19 protein-coding genes are annotated in these 18,260 nt (G+C 69.2%); 8 read left to right on the plus strand and 11 right to left on the minus strand.

The features are described from left to right. Positions 1–72 precede the first annotated feature (72 nt). Positions 73–912, plus strand: a complete 840-nt coding sequence (locus B4A39_RS01775; RefSeq protein WP_292032629.1) for a hypothetical protein — start codon at positions 73–75, stop codon at positions 910–912. A gap of 40 nt (positions 913–952) precedes the next feature. On the opposite strand, the gene B4A39_RS01780 is transcribed toward B4A39_RS01775, so the two are convergent. After that, on the minus strand, positions 953–2,638 hold the full coding sequence (locus B4A39_RS01780; protein ID WP_292032632.1) for a sensor histidine kinase: 1,686 nt from the start codon (positions 2,636–2,638) through the stop codon (positions 953–955). Between the two features lie 165 nt (positions 2,639–2,803). On the opposite strand from B4A39_RS01780, the gene B4A39_RS01785 reads away from it, so the two are divergent. Continuing rightward, positions 2,804–3,247: a SufE family protein gene (locus B4A39_RS01785; protein ID WP_292032634.1), complete on the plus strand. Its 444-nt coding sequence runs from the start codon at positions 2,804–2,806 to the stop codon at positions 3,245–3,247. 334 nt (positions 3,248–3,581) lie between these two features. On the opposite strand, the gene B4A39_RS01790 is transcribed toward B4A39_RS01785, so the two are convergent. Beyond that, complete coding sequence (locus B4A39_RS01790) at positions 3,582–4,304, minus strand: DUF6456 domain-containing protein (protein ID WP_292032636.1); 723 nt, start codon at positions 4,302–4,304, stop codon at positions 3,582–3,584. Next, positions 4,301–4,687, minus strand: coding sequence for a chromosomal replication initiator DnaA (locus B4A39_RS01795; protein WP_292032639.1), 387 nt, complete (start codon positions 4,685–4,687; stop codon positions 4,301–4,303). Before B4A39_RS01795 ends, B4A39_RS01790 begins: the two co-directional genes overlap by 4 nt. Before the next feature lie 370 nt (positions 4,688–5,057). Between B4A39_RS01795 and ctrA the strand changes: the two genes are divergently transcribed. Next, a complete protein-coding gene (gene ctrA / locus B4A39_RS01800; RefSeq protein ID WP_292032640.1) occupies positions 5,058–5,759 on the plus strand; it encodes a response regulator transcription factor CtrA in 702 nt (233 codons plus the stop codon). Positions 5,760–5,900: 141 nt separating this feature from the next. On the opposite strand, the gene B4A39_RS01805 is transcribed toward ctrA, so the two are convergent. Genes B4A39_RS01805 through fliI form a run of 4 tightly spaced genes read right to left on the minus strand, consistent with a single transcriptional unit; the run spans position 5,901 to position 9,449 of the window. Further along, positions 5,901–6,578: a methyltransferase domain-containing protein gene (locus B4A39_RS01805; RefSeq protein WP_292032641.1), complete on the minus strand. Its 678-nt coding sequence runs from the start codon at positions 6,576–6,578 to the stop codon at positions 5,901–5,903. Positions 6,579–6,616: 38 nt separating this feature from the next. Further along, positions 6,617–7,669, minus strand: coding sequence for an endo-1,4-beta-xylanase (locus B4A39_RS01810; protein ID WP_292032642.1), 1,053 nt, complete (start codon positions 7,667–7,669; stop codon positions 6,617–6,619). Positions 7,670–7,675: 6 nt separating this feature from the next. Next, on the minus strand, positions 7,676–8,089 hold the full coding sequence (locus tag B4A39_RS01815; protein ID WP_292032643.1) for a flagellar export protein FliJ: 414 nt from the start codon (positions 8,087–8,089) through the stop codon (positions 7,676–7,678). Between the two features lie 16 nt (positions 8,090–8,105). Beyond that, positions 8,106–9,449: a flagellar protein export ATPase FliI gene (fliI, locus tag B4A39_RS01820; protein ID WP_292032644.1), complete on the minus strand. Its 1,344-nt coding sequence runs from the start codon at positions 9,447–9,449 to the stop codon at positions 8,106–8,108. A gap of 156 nt (positions 9,450–9,605) precedes the next feature. Here fliI and B4A39_RS01825 point away from each other — a divergent pair, with 156 nt between their 5' ends. Beyond that, the gene (locus B4A39_RS01825) at positions 9,606–11,066 is read left to right on the plus strand and encodes a methyl-accepting chemotaxis protein (protein ID WP_409449583.1); all 1,461 of its coding nucleotides are present in this window, start codon (positions 9,606–9,608) and stop codon (positions 11,064–11,066) included. Positions 11,067–11,197: 131 nt separating this feature from the next. Here B4A39_RS01825 and B4A39_RS01830 read toward each other — a convergent pair whose 3' ends face one another. Further along, on the minus strand, positions 11,198–12,109 hold the full coding sequence (locus B4A39_RS01830; RefSeq protein WP_292032646.1) for an EamA family transporter: 912 nt from the start codon (positions 12,107–12,109) through the stop codon (positions 11,198–11,200). Between the two features lie 87 nt (positions 12,110–12,196). Between B4A39_RS01830 and B4A39_RS01835 the strand changes: the two genes are divergently transcribed. From B4A39_RS01835 to B4A39_RS01850, 4 genes are all read left to right on the plus strand, one after another. Further along, positions 12,197–12,679 carry an Lrp/AsnC family transcriptional regulator gene (locus B4A39_RS01835; RefSeq protein WP_292032648.1) on the plus strand — a complete coding sequence of 161 codons (483 nt, stop codon included), beginning with the start codon at positions 12,197–12,199 and terminating at the stop codon, positions 12,677–12,679. Between the two features lie 101 nt (positions 12,680–12,780). Beyond that, positions 12,781–13,761: a cysteine synthase A gene (cysK, locus tag B4A39_RS01840; RefSeq protein ID WP_292032650.1), complete on the plus strand. Its 981-nt coding sequence runs from the start codon at positions 12,781–12,783 to the stop codon at positions 13,759–13,761. Between the two features lie 54 nt (positions 13,762–13,815). Beyond that, positions 13,816–15,030, plus strand: coding sequence for a DUF2336 domain-containing protein (locus B4A39_RS01845; RefSeq protein WP_292032653.1), 1,215 nt, complete (start codon positions 13,816–13,818; stop codon positions 15,028–15,030). 165 nt (positions 15,031–15,195) lie between these two features. Further along, positions 15,196–15,624 (plus strand): MucR family transcriptional regulator, encoded by a 429-nt coding sequence (locus B4A39_RS01850; RefSeq protein WP_184265541.1) that lies wholly within the window; start codon positions 15,196–15,198, stop codon positions 15,622–15,624. An 86-nt stretch (positions 15,625–15,710) separates the two neighbouring features. Here the strand turns inward: B4A39_RS01850 and B4A39_RS01855 are convergent, their stop codons facing one another. From B4A39_RS01855 to B4A39_RS01865, 3 genes are read right to left on the minus strand one after another with little or no spacing between them, the layout of a single operon-like run. Continuing rightward, positions 15,711–16,049 (minus strand): hypothetical protein, encoded by a 339-nt coding sequence (locus tag B4A39_RS01855; protein WP_292032659.1) that lies wholly within the window; start codon positions 16,047–16,049, stop codon positions 15,711–15,713. A gap of 45 nt (positions 16,050–16,094) precedes the next feature. After that, on the minus strand, positions 16,095–17,210 hold the full coding sequence (locus B4A39_RS01860; protein WP_292032662.1) for a DUF2336 domain-containing protein: 1,116 nt from the start codon (positions 17,208–17,210) through the stop codon (positions 16,095–16,097). Beyond that, positions 17,207–18,259 carry a hypothetical protein gene (locus B4A39_RS01865; RefSeq protein ID WP_292032665.1) on the minus strand — a complete coding sequence of 351 codons (1,053 nt, stop codon included), beginning with the start codon at positions 18,257–18,259 and terminating at the stop codon, positions 17,207–17,209. Before B4A39_RS01865 ends, B4A39_RS01860 begins: the two co-directional genes overlap by 4 nt. Position 18,260 lies beyond the last annotated feature (1 nt).

The raw sequence follows: 18,260 nt of genomic DNA on the forward strand, positions 1-18,260 counted from the left end.
ACGGGACCGGAACCTTGCGGCCCTAGGGTCGAGGTCATGAGGATAGGCCTTTCCCCCCGTTCCGCCAGCAGAATGCTGGCCGCGACGCTCGCCGCGATGACGCTGGCGGCGCCGGTTGGCGCGGCGCGCGCGGCGGTGACCGACGCCTTCTACGATCGCGTCTTCATGCTGGCCGCCCACCAGAAGTGTGACCTGTTCGAGCCAAAACTGATCGCCGCCCTCGACGCTGCGGCCTTGCAGGCGCGGGGCGCGGCCCTGCGCGCGGGCACGCCCGCCGCTGATCTTTCGGCGGCGGCCGCGCGCGCCCGGTCCAAGGCGTCGCGCACGGCCTGCGACGACGCCGACCTCGGCCGGGTGCGCGCGCGTGTCGACGCCGGGTTCGCCGGCTGGTCGCGCGCGGCCCGCATGACCTTCCCTGGCGAGCGCGGCGCCTGGCGCGGCGACCGCTATGAAAGTCAGGCGGTCGGCTGGCGGCTGGTGCAGGACAGCGTCACCGGCGGCTCGCCGGTTCGCTTCGGCCTGGCGGGCAGCGGGCCGACGGCGACGACGCCGGTGGCGGTCGTCTCCTTCGTCGGCGGGCCCCGTCCCTACGCGGCGCGTCTGGTCATGCGGGACCGAGCCCAGGCGCCGCGGGTCTGGCTGACCGGAGGCGGGCTGCCGCCCGAATCCGTGCGTCAGGTCTTCTTCGCCGCCGCCGCCCGGGCGGCCGCGCCGACCCTGCTGACCGAGGGCGCGCGTCAGGGCGAAACCTGGACCTTCTCGCCCCAAGCCGCCGACGCCATCGCGCAACTGGACCCGCGCGAGAGCTTCGTCATTGAATTCCTGTTCCGCGACGACAGCGTGGCGGAAGCCCGCTTCGAAGCCGGCGACTTCGCCGCCGGCCGCGCCTTTCTGGCCATGGGTCTGCTTTAGGGCTCTTGCCAGCGCGTGCGGCGGCCCTTGAACCGTTCGGTCACGCGCTACGGTTCAGCGGAATGACCTCCGCCTCGCCGGTGACCGGAGCGCGCGTTGCGGGGACGACGACGGGCAGGCGGACGGTGACGGCCGTGCCCTCGCCCAGGGTGCTGTCGATGGTCATGGCGCCGCCGTGCAGTTCGGCCAGCGAGCGGACCAGCGACAGGCCCAGGCCCGTGCCCTGCGCCCGCTGTTCGGCCCCGCCGGCCTGCTCGAAGGGGCGGCCGAGCCGGACCAGATCCTCAGGCGCGACGCCCAGACCCGTGTCGGCCACAGTCAGCTCCAGCTCCGCGCCTAGCCCCTCGGCGCGAACGGTCACCGACCCGCCCGTGGGGGTGAATTTCACCGCGTTGGACAGCAGGTTCAGGGCGATCTGCTTCAGGGCGCGGCGGTCGGCGGCGACGGTCAGGGGCTCCGGCGGCAGGACCGCAGCCAGCTCCACGCCCTTGTCCTCGGCCTGGACCCGGACAAGGGCCAGCGCCGCCGAGACCAGTTCGCGCATATCGAACCGTTCGATCGTCAGGGCGTAGCGTGCGGCCTCGATGCGGCTGACGTCCAGCACGTCATTGATCAGATCCAGCAGGTGGCCCCCGGCCTGATGGATCGACTGGGCGTAGTCGGCGTAGCGCTCGGGCACCGGGCCGAACAGGCGCTGACGCATGATGTCGGAAAAGCCCAGGACGGCGTTCAGGGGGGTGCGCAGTTCGTGGCTCATGTTGGCCAGGAAGCGGGACTTGCTGGCGTTCTGGGCCTCGGCCTCAGCGCGCGCGGCTTCCAGACTTTCCTCGCGGGCGTGCTGAAGGGTGGCGTCCAGCGCCAGGGCGATCAGGCGGGGCGGCGCGTCCTGACCCAGGCGGCGCAGGATCAGGAGGATGCGGCGATCCAGGGCCAGGCGCGGGGCGAAACGCACCTGGGCCTCGGCGCCGGCGCGGGCCTTGGCCAGGGCGGCCTGGACGGCGGGCCGGTCCGGCGCGTGGACGGCGGCGACCAACCCGTCCTCGAACAGGGGGTCGATGGGCAGGGCCGCCGGCGCGGCGCCATAGGCCGCCAGGACCATGTCCGAGGCGTCGAGCACCAAGGTCAGTCCCGCCTGGCCGGCCAGCACGGTCTCGACCCGGGCGGCGGCGGCGCTGGTCGCCGCCCGCCGGCGGGCCTGGCTGACGGCGTTCATGCGGAAGGCCGACGCCGTGGCTCCGGCGGTCAGCAGGCCCGACACGGCCGCCAGACCCGGCGAGACTTCCGGCGCGCCGTTCACGGCGGCGGCGATCAGGCCGGCCAGGATCGCCAGCGCCGATCCCAGGGCGCCGAAGGGGCCAAGCCGCGCCGGGGCCAGGGCGACGGCGGCGGCCAGGGGCATGAAGACGAACCCGCCCAGCGGTCCGGCCAGACCGCCTGAAAGACCCGACGCCGCCGTGGCCGCCACCGACCAGGCGATCAGAAGCGCGGCGCGCACCGCAGGGGCGTCACGGCCCAGCAGGCTGAGGCCCAGCAAGCCCGGCGCAGCCATGGCCAGGGCGGCGGGGACATCCAGTCGGGCGTGACCGTCGCCCAGCCAGACGCCGCCCAGCGCCGTCAGCCCAACCGCCGCCGCCCAGCCCGCGTGCCAGGCAGCGAGAGCCGGCCCGCCCGGCGCGTCGTCGGGCAGGGCGTCGGCGGGATGGGACAGGATGGGCGGTGGGTTCAATCCAGGGCTTCGCGCGAGTGAATCAAGCGGCGCAGTCTAGGCCTGGACGGCGCCGGTCCCTAGGCCGCTCGCCTCGCGGGCGACTGGAACCCGCCGTCATTGAGCAATCAGTTGGGGAAGAATGCGGCGGTTGTCGTTAACGTCGCCGCAGCCTATGTCGCCCGCATGACCGCCACAGACGCCATCCCCGCCCTCGCAATCGACGAGGTTCTGAGCGAACTGGTCGAGGAATTCGACCTTCTGGGCGATTGGGAAGGCCGGATCGAATACGTCATCGACCTGGGCAAGGGTCTGGCGCCCCTGCCCGAGAGCGACCGGGTCGAGGCCAACAAGGTGCCGGGCTGCGCCGCACAGGTCTGGTTGTCGACGCGCTTCGCCGACGGGCGGCTCTTCTTCGACGCCGATTCCGACAGCGCCCTGTCCAAGGGCAATATCGCCCTGTTGCTGAAGTTGTATTCGGGCCGCGAGCCGGCCGAAATTCTCGCCTTCGACGCGCGCGCGGCTTTGGACCGGCTGGGTCTGCCCTCCGCCCTGACCCGTCAGCGGGCCAACGGCCTGAACAGCATGGTGGGGAGAATTCGGGAGGCTGCGGCGGCCGGCACGGCCTGATCGCGCCTCAACCGATCGTCAGGAAGGCGCCGATGAGCGCGGCGATGGCCAGGGTCAGGAGCAGTCCCTCAAACGGAGAGAGGGACCAAGCGGAACGACGTCGGCGGACTTTTGCAACCATTGTGGCCTCTCGCTTTCAATAATGATCTTGAGGGCGAGTTCCGGCGCGCCGCGAAGCGGTAGCGGCTGGCCGTAAAGGCCGCGCCACAATGCATCCAGTGCGCGATCGGCTTCCCCCAAGGGTTCCATGCGAATCACCGAGCCACGGCCGAGCGGGGGGCGTCGTTAACAATTGTTGGGAAATTGGGGTAACGTTGGTTTTTGTGAAGTCGCCTCACCCGATGCCATAGTGGTCCGCGAGGGCCTGCAGCCCCTGCTTCAACAGCGTCTTGCCCTGGCGGCGACGCAGGAACAGGGCCTCCTCGGCCAATTGCAGGGACGTGCCGCGAATGCAGACCTGTTCGACCAGGGCGCGCAGTCGGGGGCCGCACGCGGTCAGGGCCTTCTCGACGCGGGCAGCGGCGGACAGGGCGCGGTCGGTCGGTTCGCTGCGCGCGGCGGAGCCGCCGCCGGCGCGGGGCAGGGCGTCCCAGCGCATGGTCAGTGAAGGGCCTGAAAGGGCCATCTCTGCTTCACGACGCAGGCGTTCGCCCGCCGCCACCTCGGCCGGGGCGAGCCACGGGCGGCCCGAGGCGTCCTTGCGCCGCGCCAGCCAGGCGACAGGGCTCTCGCCCAGATTGGCGCGACGCGTGGTCAGGCGGCCGTCGGCCTCCATGACCGGCCGTTCGCCCTCGATCAGGCCAGGACGCCCCGGCGACGGCGAGGGCGACAGCGAGGTGTTGGTCGCGGGCAGGGCGCGGGGCAGCCAGCCGCCGCCGTCGCGTCGTCTCAGGCCGGGCCGTTCGACCAGGGCGCGAAACGCCGCCTCGTCCAGGGTCAGAACCACGCGTCCGCGTCGGTCCCCGCCCAGCCGCAGGGGATAGCCGCCGGCCGACTGGTCCAGCCAGGCGCCGGGGCGATCCAGCAAGGACCGCGCTCGCTCCAGGGCACGGCTCACCGGCCCGCTCCCGCCGTCGCGGCCAGGTCGATGGCGGGCAATTCCGACACGGCGCGCAGGCAGGCCTCCAGCCCGTCCATCACCGCGTCGTAGCGGTCGTCGTCTCGCTCGTCCTCGGCCCAGCGGCAGGCGGTCGAGGCGGTGGCCCGGTTCAGGCCGAAGGCGTGGCCGACGCGCTCCAGCGGCCAACCGTAGGAGACATGGGCCAGATACATGGCCGACCAGCGGGCGCGACAGGCGCGCGGACGGGTCCGTTCGCGCCCCCGCATCTCGGTCGCCGGCACACCGAAGGCGTAGGCTGCCAAATGCAGGGCCGCGTCGGCGCGGATGCGGTCGCCCTCCGTCACCGGCACGCGATAGGGCTCGATCCGATAGGTTTCCATGTCGTCAGTTGCTCCCGAACGCTCGTTTGTTCTTCCCATCGTGCCGTAAGCCGAGGGGTGGGTTAGGAATGTTGTCCTAACGAACGTCAAAAGCGGTCGTTTCCCCTTGCCGGGTGCGGGATCGGCTGTGGATGGATCGACGCGCGACAGGGGACGGTGCGCGCGTCAAGGGGGTATGGCGCGCCCTCGCGTTAATAAATTAACGAATCCTTGACTCGGGACTCTCGACGGCGATTCGCAAATCAGCCTAAGCGTTTCATATCGGGACCGTTAACCCTTCTTAAGGTTTTGACCCGTTAACGTTGGAACAAGGTTACCCGGCCGTCGCTCCCTTGGCGGTCGCACCCAAGCTTTGCCTGGAGGGGCATGAATGCGCGTCCTGCTGATTGAAGACGATCACGCCACGGCCCAGAGCATCGAACTGATGCTCAAGTCGGAAGGCTTCAATGTCTATACGACCGACCTGGGCGAGGAAGGCATCGATCTGGGCAAGATCTATGACTACGACCTCATTCTGCTGGACCTGAACCTGCCCGACATGAGCGGCCTTGAGGTTCTGCGTCAGCTGCGCGTCGGCAAGATCAATACGCCGGTCATGATCCTTTCGGGCAGCCACGAGATCGAAACCAAGGTCAAGACCTTCGGCGGCGGCGCCGACGACTACCTGACCAAGCCTTTCCACAAGGACGAACTGATCGCGCGCACCCACGCCGTGGTCCGTCGCTCCAAGGGCCACGCCCAGGCCATCATCCACACCGGCGAGATCGCCGTGAACCTCGACGCCAAGACGGTCGAGGTCGATGGGCACCGCGTGCACCTGACCGGCAAGGAATATCAGATGCTGGAGCTGCTCTCGCTCCGCAAGGGCACCACCCTGACAAAGGAAATGTTCCTGAACCACCTCTACGGCGGCATGGACGAGCCCGAGCTGAAGATCATCGACGTCTTCATCTGCAAGCTGCGCAAGAAGCTGGCGACGGCGGCGAACGGCAAGCACTACATCGAGACCGTCTGGGGCCGGGGCTACGTCCTGCGCGACCCGTCGGAAGGCGCGATCAACGTCGCCGCCTGAAAGACGCCCTGAGCCTCCACTCGGGTTGAAGACTGAAACGCCCGCCGGGAAACCGGCGGGCGTTTTTGCATTCTGGGTGCGCTAACGGCCTTCGGCCTGCTTGAGCGCAATACGCCTTTCTCCCGCAACGGCAGAAGGGCTTTAGCCCCTCACCGCGATGACCGACTTTGTCAGGCCCAGGACCACCTCGTCGTGGTGGGCGGCGTCGGGGAAGAGGAAGCGGAACTGGGTCTTGTCCAGCAGGCGGGCGTGCTGGACGTCGCGCATGGCGGCGCCGATGTCGGGCGCCTTCTGCGAGAAGCCATGGGCCTTGCGCATCAGGGCGCGCGCCCGGCTCTGCTCGCTGCGCCAGTGGAAGAAGGGCGCCGAGAAATGGGGCTCGATCGGGAACCAGAAGTAGGGGGTCTGGACGTAGTAGCGCGGCGCCAGGCGGCGCGCCTCGGCGGCGAAGGCCTCCATCCGCACCCAGTCGCCGACGTGCTCCACCACGGAGTTGGAGTGGACCAAGTCGAAGCTGTTGTCCGCATACTGCGGCAGGGCGCAGGCGTCGCCGTCGACGTTGTCGAACAGGGTCTCGTCGACCGCGTCGAAACCGCCCGGATTGACCAGGGTGATGCGGACGCTGTGTGCGTCCAGGAACTCGCGCGGGAACAGGTTCCAGTATTCGGGCTCGCCGCCCAGATCGATGATCCGCACCGCGCCCTTCTCGGCGTGGATGGCCTCGATCAGCGCGGTGACGCGTTTGGCGCGGGCGCGGCGGAAGCGCGACACCAGCGAGTTGGGATCGGCGTTGTCCTGAAGGGCGTGGATCAGCTTCATGACGCCGTTAGATCACGGCGGCGTTGCCTTCCGGTAAATCAGCGACGGAACGCCGCCTCGAGCGCAGCGGCCAGGGGCTTGGGGCGGCCCTGGGCGTCGAACAGCAGGGGCTGGTCGCGGCCGTCGTCCTCGGGTTCGCGCCGCAGCCAGCTATCGGTGTCGCGCAGGCCCCAGGCGGTGAAGGCGAACCGCTGGGCGGCGGGCAGGACCATGAAGGCTTCGGCCAGTTCGACCACCCGGCCCTTCTGCTGCTCCAGCTTCTGATCGCGCGACCGGGTGTCGAGGCGGCGGCCGTTGCGCAGCGAGGCGTCCAGTTCGGAGACGTGGATCGGCAGGCCGAAGGCGGCCAGCTCGCGCATGAAGGCCGTGATCTGGCCGGCGGGAATCTCGATGTCCAGGTGCGACTGGGTGCCCAGTCCGCCGATCGGCGCGCCTGCCTTCAGCAGGCGTTCTACGGTGCGCAGGAAGGTGGCGCCCTTTCGGGGATTATTCTCGAGATTGTAGTCGTTGATGAACAGGACGGCGTCAGGCGCGGCCAGCTTCGCCTGTTCGAAGGCGCGGATCATATAGCCGTCCTGGCCTAGACGCTGGCTCCACAAGCAGTCGCGCAGACCGTCGCCGTCCTCGGCCACCGGCTCATTGACCACGTCCCAGCCGACCGCCTGGCCGCGGTAGCGTCCGGCGACAGTGGCGATCCAGCGGTCGTAGTCGGCCTCGAACCGCCTCTGGTCCAGGTCGTGGAAGTGGGGATGGTCCTGAGCGTACCAGATCAGGGTGGTGCCATAGAGGCGCAAGCCATTGTCGCGGGCGAAGACGGCGATGCGGTCGGCGGCCGAGAAGTCGTAGCCCCCGTCGGCCGTCAGGATCCGCTCCATCTTCATCTCCCACTCGGGGGTCAGCTGATTGAAGTGGGTGCGGACCAGATCGACCCATTGCGGATCGTCGAACTGCCCCGTCATGGCGCTGAGGCCGACCGGGAAGGGAGCGGTCGATTTCAGGGGCGCCACGGTCGGCGGCGGCGCCGGCGGTTCCGTAGAGCCGCAGGCGGCCAGAGCCAGGGGCGTCGCCAGGACGGCGCGGCGCGAGATCATCGGACGTCAGCCCTCGGCACGACGCCTCAGGCCCATTTCGTCGAAGGCGGCGGTTTCGCGCTTGGCGGCGGCCAGCAGCTTGCTGAGGCGGGTCGCCTCGGCGACGTGCTCGAACTTCTTCAGTTCCTCAAAGGCGCTGGTCAGGGCGTCGCGGGCGCCTTCCTCCTCGGCGCCGACGGCGACGACCAGTCCCTCCGCGTCGGCCCGCTTCAGCGCCCAGCCCTTGAGGTAGGCTTGCAGCATCATGCCCGACGACGGGTCCAGGCGGGCGTTCTGGCGTTCGATCTCGACCTCGGCGTCCAGCACGGCGACGCGCATCTCGGCCTCGGCCTTGCGGGCCGCGACCTCGGCCAGACGCTTCTGCAGCGTCTCGACTTCGTAGTTGGAAATGCGGATCAGGGATTGAGCCCAGGCGGTCATACGGAAGTCTTCCAGATCACGGTTGCACCATTCCTTGGTTCAGAATGGTTTCCAGACGGTCAAAGCTTTCGCTTAAACTGGTGTGGTCGTCCTTGTCCTGGCCGAGGAAGTCCTCGAGCGCGGGGTTCAGGGCGATGGCGCGGTCGACGATGGGGTCGGCCCCGGTGCGATAGGCGCCGATCTTGATCAGCTCTTCCATGTTGGCGTAGGCCGAGAGGCACTGGCGGGCGCGGCGGTTCAGCTCGCGCTCGGGCGGGGTCTGGCATCCGGGCAGGGTCCGGCTGACCGACTTCAGCACGTCGATGGCGGGGAAGCGGCCGCGTTCGGCGATCTTGCGGTCCATGACGATGTGGCCGTCCAGAATACCGCGCACGGCGTCGGCGATGGGCTCGTCATGGTCGCCGCCGTCGACCAGGACGGTGAACAGGGCGGTGATCGGCCCGGCCTCGGTGCCGTCAGGTCGGATCGGGCCGGGCCCGGCGCGCTCCAGCAGCTTGGGTAGTTCCGTGAAGACGGTCGGCGTATAGCCCTTGGTGGTCGGCGGCTCGCCCGCGGCCAGACCGATCTCGCGCTGGGCCATGGCGAAGCGGGTGACCGAGTCCATCAGGCACAGGACTTCCAGACCCTGATCGCGCAGATATTCCGAGATGGCCAGGGTCATATAGGCCGACTGGCGACGCTTCAGCGCGGGCTCGTCCGAGGTGGCGACGACGACGATGGCGCGCTTCAGGCCCTCTTCGCCCAGGGTCTCCTCGATGAACTCGCGGACCTCGCGGCCCCGTTCGCCGATCAGGCCGACGACGACGACGTCACAGGTGGCCTGCTTGGCCAGCATGGACAGCAGCACCGACTTGCCCACGCCCGAACCGGCGAAGATGCCGAGGCGCTGACCCCGGCAGGTGGTGGTGAAGACGTCCATCGAGCGGACGCCCAGATCCAGCCGCTCGCCCACCCGGCCGCGCGAATGGGCCGGCGGCGGCGAGGCGCGAAGGGGATAGGGAACGGCGCCCTGCGGCAGCGGGCCCAGCCCGTCGATGGGCAGGCCGAAGGCGTCGATGATCCGCCCCAGCCAGGCCGTGGTCGGACGCACGCTGGCGGCGGTGTCGATGATGCGGATGTCGGCGCCGGGGGCCACGCCCTCCACCGGGCCGAAGGGCATCAGCAGGGCCTTGGCGTCGCGGAAGCCGACCACCTCGGCGGGCAGGGGGGACTGTCCGCGGCGCTCGATCTCGGCGCGCGCGCCGACCGCCAGACGCGACAGGCCGCCCCGGGATTCGATCAGCAAACCGCTGACGCCCGCCACCTTGCCGGTGACGACCAGCGGGTCGATCGCTTCGACGGCGGCGACGAGATTGCGCAAGCAGAAGGCCCCTCAGGCTGCGTCGGGTCGATCCGAACGCCACGCCTGTCACCGTTAACGAATGCCTCATCGTGGTTAATGAGCGGTGAAGCTGATGTAGGGGGATGCCCGTAGGCTGTGCCGTAGGAAAACTAAGGTTTCTGATTTTACAGTTCGATGACAAGGCGCGTCATCAATCGAGTCTATCGCTGGGGAGCGGACTGGATGTTCGGCAAGGGTCGTCAGAAGCAAGATGTGGAGCAGAAGCTCCATGACCTCGACAGCAAGATGGCCGCGATCGGCCGATCCCAGGCGGTGATCGAGTTCGATCTGGACGGTCGCATCCTGGACGCCAACGACAATCTGCTGAAGACCATGGGCTATAGCCTGGACGAGATCCGGGGCCAGCATCACCGCACCTTCATGGATCCCGCAGAGGCCGCCAGTCCGGCCTACGCCGCCTTCTGGCGCGACCTGAACGCGGGGCGCTTCGTGGCCACCAAGTTCCGGCGTCTGGCCAAGGGCGGACGCGAGGTCTGGCTGCAGGCCTCCTACAACCCGGTCATGGGACCGGACGGTCGCCCGGCCAAGGTCGTCAAGCTGGCGGTGGACATCACCGAGGCGGAACATGACGCCGCGCGGCGCGAGGCCGAGCGCCTGGACGCCGAAGCGGCGCAGTCCGCCCTGGTCGAGGCCGTGGCCGGCAGTCTGGCGCGTCTGTCGGACGGCGACCTGACGACGCGGATCGACCGCGACATGAGCGGCGCGCACGCTCGGGTGAAGGACGACTTCAACAACGCCGTCGACCGTCTGGGCCAGACCCTGGGCCAGGTGCTGCATTCGGTCTCGGGCCTGCGCGGCGGCTCGGATGAAATCTCCATCGCCTCCGACGACCTGTCGCGCCGCACCGAGCAGCAGGCCGCCAGTCTGGAAGAGACGGCCGCGGCTCTGGACGAGATCACCGCCACCGTGAAGCGCAGCGCCGAAGGCGCGCGGCAGGCCGCCGCCGTCGCCGGCGAGGCGCGGGGCCAGGCGGATCGCTCCGGCGGGGTGGTGCGTGAGGCCGTGGCCGCCATGGACGGCATCCGCCAGAGTTCGAACCAGATCAGCGACATCGTCGGCGTCATCGACGAGATCGCCTTCCAGACCAATCTGCTGGCCCTGAACGCCGGGGTGGAGGCGGCGCGGGCGGGCGAGAGCGGGCGCGGCTTTGCGGTCGTCGCCTCCGAGGTCCGCGCCTTGGCGCAGCGCTCGGCCGAAGCGGCGAAGGAGATCAAGGCCCTGATCTCGGCCTCGGCCGCCGAGGTGGCGCAAGGGGTCAGGCTGGTGGGCGAGGCGGGGGCGTCGCTGGACGCCATCGTCGGCAAGGTCGGCGAGATGGACGCCCTGGTGGCCGAGATCGCGGCCTCGTCCCAGGAGCAGTCGTCGGGGCTCAGTCAGGTCAACTCGGCGGTGAACCAGATGGATCAGGTGACCCAGCAGAATGCGGCCATGGTCGAACAGACCACGGCGGCGGCGGCCAACCTCAAGACCGAGGCTGAAAGCCTGGCGCGGTTAGTCGGGCGTTTCCGCACCGGGGCGGCGGGGGCGCCGCCCGTGCTGGAAGATCAGCGAGCGCGGCTGCGCGCCGCCTTCTGAGCCGTCAGAAGACGCGCTGGATCGCCAGCCGCATCAGGACCGCGAGGATGAGGCCGAACATCAGGCCGGCGGCGATATTGCCAAGGGGGCTGCGCAGGCAGGCGATCAGGGTCTTCATGGTCGTCTGAGCGTCAGGCGGGCGCGCCGGGCTCGGTCAGGCCCTGGGCCTGTCCCCTGGGCGCCGTCAGGACCGCGCCGATCGAGGCGGCGATGATGCAGGCGATGGCCAGCCACTGCATCGGGCTGAGCTGTTCGTGCAGCAGGACCAGGCCCGCCACGGCGCCGATAGCCGGCTCGACGCTGAGCAGGACGCCGAAGGTGCGCTTGGGAATGTGACGCAGGGCGATCATTTCCAGCGAATAGGGCAGGGCGCTGGACACCAGGGCGACGCCGAGGCCGAGCAGCAGGATCGAAGGCGCCAGCAGCGCCGCGCCCGCCGTCGAGACGCCGAAGGGCAGGATGACCAGGGCGGCGGTGCTCATGCCCAGGGCCACCGACTGTCCAGCGTGCATGTGCGACAGCCGCTTGCCGAAGACGATGTAGAGCGCCCAGCACAGGCCGGCGAAGGCGGCGAAGGCGACGCCTACCGGGTCCAGCCCTTCGACCCCGCTCCAGATCGGCAGCAGCATGGCCAGCCCTGCGACGGCCAGGCCCACCAGGGCGAAATGCACCAGACGGCGCGAATGGATCAGGGCCAGGGTCAGGGGGCCGGCGAACTCGATGGCGATGGCCAGGCCCAGCGGAATGGTGCGCAGCGCCATGTAGAAGCTGAGGTTCATCAGCCCCAGGACCAGGCCGTAGAGCAGCACCCGCCCGGCGTCCGAGCGGGTCAGACGGAACCGCCATGGCCGCCAGATCGCCACCAGCACCAGGGCGGACAGGCCGACGCGCAGGGCCGCCGTGCCTTCGGCCCCCACGAGAGGAAACAGGCTCTTGGCGAAGGAGGTGCCGACGGCCAGCGACACCATCCCCCCGGCCAGGGCGAGGTAAGGCAGGGCGGCCGAAAGGCGCGGCGAATTCTGGATCAGGGCGGGGGAGGACATCGGCCGGGAACCTAGTGAAAAGCCGCTTGCGTTTCTCGCTGATTTCAACTGATGAAACGCGTGAAACCCGCGTCTGGATACATGGCCATGCAAGAAACCGTCACGCTCGATGATTTCGACCGTCGCCTGCTGGATCTGGTCCGGCGCGACAACCTCAAACCCGCCCGCCTGCTGGCGGAGGCTGTGGGCCTGTCCGAATCGGCGGTGTCGCGTCGTCTTCGCCGCCTGCGGGAGGAAAAGGTCATCATCGCCGACGTGGCGGTGATCGATGAGGAGCGGCTGGAGCGGGCCTTGACCATGCACGTCCTGGTCGAGATGGAGCGGGAGGGCACCGGGGTGCTGGACGCGCTGATCGACAGTCTGACCGCGCGACCGGAAGTCCAGGCGGCCTGGTACGTCACCGGCGAGACCGACTTCCTGCTCTATGTGCGCGTGCCGACCATGGAGGCCTATGAAGTCTTCACCCGCGAGGTGCTGAACGACGACGCGCGCGTTCGGGCATTCAAGACCCTGATCTCGATCCGCGAGGTCCTGCCGTTTGATCCGGCGCGGCGGCGATTGATGCGGTGAGCGCAGCTGGGACGAGGTTGAGAATTCCTGTGCGGCCCCGTCTTGCCTCGGGCGTATAAGGGCTGTCACTTAGACGAAACTCGATGCACGGAGATCTCCCCATGTCCGATACCGCCTATGACGCCAGTCGCCACAAGAAGGCCGGCCGGGGCCGCGTCTACGACAGCATCATCGACACCATCGGCGACACGCCCCTGGTGCGGCTGCCCAATCTGACGGCGGAGTATCAGCCCAAGGCGACGGTGCTGGCCAAGCTGGAGTTCTTCAACCCGATCGCCTCCGTCAAGGACCGGATCGGCGTGGCCATGATCGAGGCTCTGGAGCAGGCGGGCCGCATCCGGCCCGGCGCCGTTCTGGTCGAACCGACCAGCGGCAACACCGGTATCGCCCTGGCCTTCGTCGCGGCGTCCAAGGGCTACAAGCTGATCCTGGTCATGCCCGAGAGCATGTCGATCGAGCGCCGCAAGATGCTGGCCCTGCTGGGCGCCGAGCTGGTGCTGACCCCGGCGGAACAGGGGATGAAGGGGGCCATCGCCATGGCCCAGGACATCCTTGACCGCACCCCCGGCGCCGTCAGCCCCTCGCAGTTCGAGAACCCGGCCAATCCGGTCATCCACGAGGTCACCACCGCCGAGGAGATCTGGAACGACACGGCGGGCGCGGTGGACATCGTCGTCTCGGGTGTCGGCACGGGCGGCACCATCACCGGCGTCGGCCATGCGCTGAAGCTGAAGAGGCCGTCGATCAAGATGATCGCGGTCGAGCCGACCGCCTCGCCCGTGCTGTCCGGCGGCGCGCCGGGACCGCACAAGATCCAGGGCATCGGGGCCGGCTTCATTCCGCCGATCGTCGACCGCGACGTCATCGACGGGGTCGAGCAGGTGTCGAACGAGGACGCCTTCGACATGGCGCGCAAGGTGGCCCGCGTGGAGGGGGTGCCGGTCGGCATCAGCTCGGGCGCAGCCCTGGTCGCCGCCTTCCGTCAGGCGGCGCTGGACGAGAACGCCGGCAAGACCATCGTCGCCATCATCCCCAGCTTCGCCGAACGCTACCTGTCCACGGCCCTGTTCGAGGGGCTGTAGGGGCGGACGATCGCCCTCACCCGCGGTTAACCGGCTCGCGTTAGGGTAGCAGCCATGTCGATGCCGGCTGCCAGTTCCGAGCCTGAAAGCCTTCCGGGTCCCTCGAAGGCGCGCCAGACCCTGCTGAGGCGTCTGGCCGACGTGGTCTGCCTGCCCGCCAGCCGGATCAACGCCTTCGAGCGGGCGGTGACCGGCGACCTGCTGGTCGAATTGTTACGGCAGGCCTCGGTCGAGGAGCGGCGGCGGGTGGCCGTGCGCCTGGCCCCGCTGGCCGAGATTCCGGACAGTCTGGCCCGGCTGCTGCTGCGCGACGAGCCGTCGGTGGCCGCCCCCCTGATCGAACAGTGCGCCTCGCTGACCGACGTGGATCTGATCGGCTGCGCACGTGACGCGACGATCGAGCATCGTCTGCTGATCGCCGAGCGGCGCGGGCTGTCGGAAGTGGTCACGGAGGCCCTGCTGAGCTTTGGCGAAGAGGCGGTCATCGAGGCGGTGCTGCGCAACACGTCCGCTCGCCTGGCGCAGATCGCCGTAGAGGGCGTGGTGGCGCTGAGCCGTCACAGCCGCGGGCTGTGCGCCCCCTTGCTGAAACGGCCGGAGCTTCGGCCCTCGGGCGCCTATGTCATGTTCTGGTGGTGCGGGCCTGAAGAGCGCCGCATCGTGCTGCAGCGGTTCGCCGTCTCGCGCGAAGTCCTGCAGGACAGCGTCGAGGACCTGTTCGCCCAGGCCGCCGCCGAGGGCTGGTCGGACCCCGTCACGCGCAAGGCGCTGCAGTTCATCGAGCGCCGCCAGCGCAACCGCGCAGCTATCGAAAAGAGCCCCTATGGCGGTCTTGAGGCCGCCGTCGCCGCCGCCGGGCAGGGCATGACCCGCGAACTGGTCGGCGAGATCGGCTATCTGTCCGGGGTCAAGCCGCTGACCTCGGCCAAGATCATGGGCGACGCCGGCGGCGAGTCCCTGGCCATCCTGTGCAAGGCCACGGGTCTGTCGCGGCTGGACCTGCAGACCCTGTGGCGGGCCATGCGCCGACCCGAGACGACCGAGGACGGCGAGGTCCATCCCGACTGGGAGCGGGTGCAGATCACCTATGAGATGCTGGCGGTGGACCGGGCGCAGACGGTGCTGCGTTACTGGAACTGGTCGCTGTCCTCGGCCCTGACGCCCGAACTTCTTCGCGCCATCCGTGAAGGCGAGGAAGACCTGGTCGATGAATACTCCGCCCCGGAGCGCGCCGCCATGTTGGCGCTTGCAGAGAACTTTGGTCGCTGAAGCCCGAGCACTGATTTCATTTTAGATAAGTAGAAGACTTCGCCCGCGAGGCGATATTCTATGCTTGCATTGCCATTATCGTCGAACATCCGTATGAAAACGTTCAGCGGCGGGTCTTGTCAGATCAGTCGAATGCGTTTGGCTCCTGCAACAGGCGATCCCCCCATGGAAGAAAAACCCGAACTGCTGGAAATGACGGCGGACATCGTGTCGGCTTACGTCAGCAACAACACCGTCTCGGCCGACGCCGTGCCCGGTCTGATCGCCCAGATCCACGCCGCTCTGTCGGGCGTGTCTTCCGGCCCGGTCGAAATCGAACCCGAGCCCAAGGAACCGGCGGTTCCTGTTCGCAAGTCGATCACGCCTGACTTCCTGATCTGCCTGGAAGACGGCCGCAAGTTCAAGTCGTTGAAGCGCCACCTGCGCACCAAATACAACATGAGCCCCGAGGAATACCGGGCGAAGTGGGGTCTGGCCAAGGACTATCCCATGGTCGCCCCGAACTACGCCAAGGCCCGTTCGGACCTGGCCAAGCAGATGGGCCTGGGCCAGGGCGGCCGCAAACCGGCCCGCGCCCCGCGCGCCAAGAAGTAAGTCCGACCTTCCAGGGTTGGCTGCAGCGCCCGTCTTCCGAAAGGAAGGCGGGCGTTTTTGCATTCTATCGGCCGACGGTGATTGACCTAATCCATTCGGATCAATGGCCTGACCGTGCATGAGATGGTGCCGGCCTGCACACGAACCTCGGCATGCTTTTGGTCAGGAATGGAAAACCAGGTCTCCCGACCTTCTAGGGACGAATAGATCACTCCCGGTGAAACGGATAAGCAGCGCCCTGTGTCCATCGTGTCGAAGGTGCAGTCTGTCACGCCTTGCTTGAAGGCGAGAAGCGCCGAGCCGACCTTGAACTTGCTTTGATACCGACCCCAGTGGTCAATCGGGCGACTGATGGTCTGGCAAGGCGCTTCTATTTGAGCGGGCGCCGCCAACGGAACAAAAAGCGCTAGGGCGAATGACAACATGAGCTCATCCTGGCAGGCGGCCCCATGAAGTGAGGCGGCAGGTCTCTACGCCGCGTGCATGGCCTTGCGCATGCGCCAGAAGCGCAGGGTGCGCTGGGCGGCTTCGTGGGTCAGGTCGTTGTACATGCCGGCGTAGGCGCGGGCCTTGCCCATGGCGTCGCCGTCGGTGTTCAGCAGCACGACGGCGTAGGTCAGGAACAGGGCGCGATCCAGATCGGCCGCCTTGCAGACCACGGCCAGGGCGTCCAACTCGCGTCGCTCGACGATCTGGCGGGCCGTGTGAAACTCGATGTCGGCCAGCTGCGACAGGGCGATCAGGAAGGAGGTCCGGCCGCCCGAGCGCAGGAAGCGGGCCAGGACCTGCGGCGTCAGCTGGTTGGCGGCGCGCAGTTCTTCGACATAGGCCAGGCTCTCGGCGTAGTCAGGCGGCAGGGCGCCGTCGTCGGTGGCGACACGGGTGCGGCCGGCGGCCAGGGCGCTTTCCAGCAGGGCCGGGTCCATGCGGGCGTTCTGTTCCAGAATGCGCTGACGCAGGCGGGCCTCGACCTCGAAATACATCTCGTTCAACAGGTCGGCGGGCAGGCTGGCGCGCTCGACCGTCGGCGCGTGCAGGGCCGGGTTGGCGCGGGCCCGTTCGACGGCGGCTTCGCAGGCGGCGCGCGACAGATGGGCGCCGTCGTTGCCGAGCAGGACGCCCAGGGTTTCGTCGTCGCCGCGCTCGACAATGGCGTCGGACACGGCTTCGGAGACCTCGGCGCGCTGGCTGACGGCGCGCATATGACCCTGACCGCGCGAGCGGATGACCTGGATAAGGTCCGCCTCGGTCAGCATGGGCGAGGCGCGCAGCACGGGCTGGGCCACGTCCTCCGCCTCGTCGTTGGCGAGACGACGGATCAGCTGGATCGGGGCGTCGGTGGCGGCGGCGAAGCGCTCGGCCAGTTCGGCCCGGACAGCCAGCTCCATGGCGTCGGTCAGGTCGCTGAGCACCGCGCCGTAGAGGGCGGTCTCGGCTTCGCTGCGTTCCGGGTCGCCGAAGAAGTGGTCGGTCAGTTCACGCAGCAGGGCGCGGCGCTTCTCGCTGGACGTCTCCTGAGCTAGCGCGATCAGGTCGGGCAGGCGCGAGACGTCCATGATGGGGGAGAAGGCGGCGCCGTCGCTCATGGCAGGTCAGGATCTTCGTTGGCGGGCAGGGCCTGCAGGCGGCCGTTGGCGTTGCGGATCAGATTGGGGGCGGCCGGCGGCTGGGCCAGGTCGGTCGAGGCCGGCATGGAGGTCAGGTCCACCGGAAGCGCGTCCAGATAGACTGGCGCCGGCATGGGCGTGGCGTCGGGCTGACGTCCCGCCTGGCGGTGGACGGAATAATAGCGGGCGCTGTCCTGGGCCGGAGCGGGGGCCGGAGCCGCATAGGCGGCGGGCGGCGTCTGGGCTTCGGCCTGGGACTGGGCCGGCGCAGCGGGCGACGGGGCAGGACGTTGCAGGCGGAAGATGGGGGCGTCGCGGCGGGGCGCCATTGGATCGTAGGCGGCGGGATCAGGAACTGCGGCGGCCGGTGCGGCCTCGACGACGGGAGCCGGGCGCGCCTCCGTCGCCGCGGCGTAGGCCGCAGGCGCCGAAGGGGGCGAGACTGGAGCCGGAGCTGGAGCCGCGGGGGTGGGGGCGGCCGCATGGACGGTCGGCGCGGTCTCCGCGAAATAGCCGGTCGGCACGGCGGCAGGCGCCGGGGCCGGCGCGGGTGCGGCGGCCGGAGGCTGGGTCCACGGCGCCGGCGCAGGGGCGGGCGCGGCGGCGAAATAGGGTTGCGGACCCGGCCCCTCGATCGGGGCGACCGGCTGCGGCGCGTAGGCGGGGGCCTGTGAGCCGATCCAGGCGCTGGCCGGGGTCAGGCCCTGGCGCGGCTCGACGCTGGACGGCCGGGCCGCGGCGGAATAGCCGCCGCGCGGGATGATCGGCGGGCGGACGGGCGCAGTTGAAGGCGACGCCTCGACGGCGGGGTGAAGGTCGGCGGCCGGCGTCGACACGGGCGCGACAGAGGACGGCGCGGGGGCCGGGCGGTAGGTGCGGCCGGGCCAGCTGAGGTAGCGCAGGCCCGCAGCGGAGGCGCTGGACGGGGCCGGGGTCTGACCGACCGCGCTCTGGGCGGCTGCGGGCGCGACAAGGCCCAGGGCGCTGGCCCCAAGGGTCAGGATGGCGATGATCGGCGGGCGTCGCACG

This window comes from Brevundimonas sp. UBA4553 (genome assembly GCF_002387245.1).
Lineage (GTDB): Bacteria > Pseudomonadota > Alphaproteobacteria > Caulobacterales > Caulobacteraceae > Brevundimonas.

What these genes read in the sequence shown, in the direction of transcription:
- ctrA (WP_292032640.1), top strand. Translation starts at nt 5,058, where the DNA reads ATGCGCGTCCTGCTGATTGAAGACGATCACGCCACGGCCCAGAGCATC.
- B4A39_RS01785 (WP_292032634.1), top strand. Translation starts at nt 2,804, where the DNA reads ATGACCGCCACAGACGCCATCCCCGCCCTCGCAATCGACGAGGTTCTG.
- B4A39_RS01810 (WP_292032642.1), bottom strand. Translation starts at nt 7,669, where the DNA reads ATGATCTCGCGCCGCGCCGTCCTGGCGACGCCCCTGGCTCTGGCCGCC.
- B4A39_RS01815 (WP_292032643.1), bottom strand. Translation starts at nt 8,089, where the DNA reads ATGACCGCCTGGGCTCAATCCCTGATCCGCATTTCCAACTACGAAGTC.
- B4A39_RS01855 (WP_292032659.1), bottom strand. Translation starts at nt 16,049, where the DNA reads ATGTTGTCATTCGCCCTAGCGCTTTTTGTTCCGTTGGCGGCGCCCGCT.
- B4A39_RS01860 (WP_292032662.1), bottom strand. Translation starts at nt 17,210, where the DNA reads ATGAGCGACGGCGCCGCCTTCTCCCCCATCATGGACGTCTCGCGCCTG.
- B4A39_RS01830 (WP_292032646.1), bottom strand. Translation starts at nt 12,109, where the DNA reads ATGTCCTCCCCCGCCCTGATCCAGAATTCGCCGCGCCTTTCGGCCGCC.
- B4A39_RS01845 (WP_292032653.1), top strand. Translation starts at nt 13,816, where the DNA reads ATGTCGATGCCGGCTGCCAGTTCCGAGCCTGAAAGCCTTCCGGGTCCC.
- B4A39_RS01805 (WP_292032641.1), bottom strand. Translation starts at nt 6,578, where the DNA reads ATGAAGCTGATCCACGCCCTTCAGGACAACGCCGATCCCAACTCGCTG.
- cysK (WP_292032650.1), top strand. Translation starts at nt 12,781, where the DNA reads ATGTCCGATACCGCCTATGACGCCAGTCGCCACAAGAAGGCCGGCCGG.
- B4A39_RS01775 (WP_292032629.1), top strand. Translation starts at nt 73, where the DNA reads ATGCTGGCCGCGACGCTCGCCGCGATGACGCTGGCGGCGCCGGTTGGC.
- B4A39_RS01835 (WP_292032648.1), top strand. Translation starts at nt 12,197, where the DNA reads ATGCAAGAAACCGTCACGCTCGATGATTTCGACCGTCGCCTGCTGGAT.
- B4A39_RS01850 (WP_184265541.1), top strand. Translation starts at nt 15,196, where the DNA reads ATGGAAGAAAAACCCGAACTGCTGGAAATGACGGCGGACATCGTGTCG.
- B4A39_RS01825 (WP_409449583.1), top strand. Translation starts at nt 9,606, where the DNA reads ATGACAAGGCGCGTCATCAATCGAGTCTATCGCTGGGGAGCGGACTGG.
- B4A39_RS01795 (WP_292032639.1), bottom strand. Translation starts at nt 4,687, where the DNA reads ATGGAAACCTATCGGATCGAGCCCTATCGCGTGCCGGTGACGGAGGGC.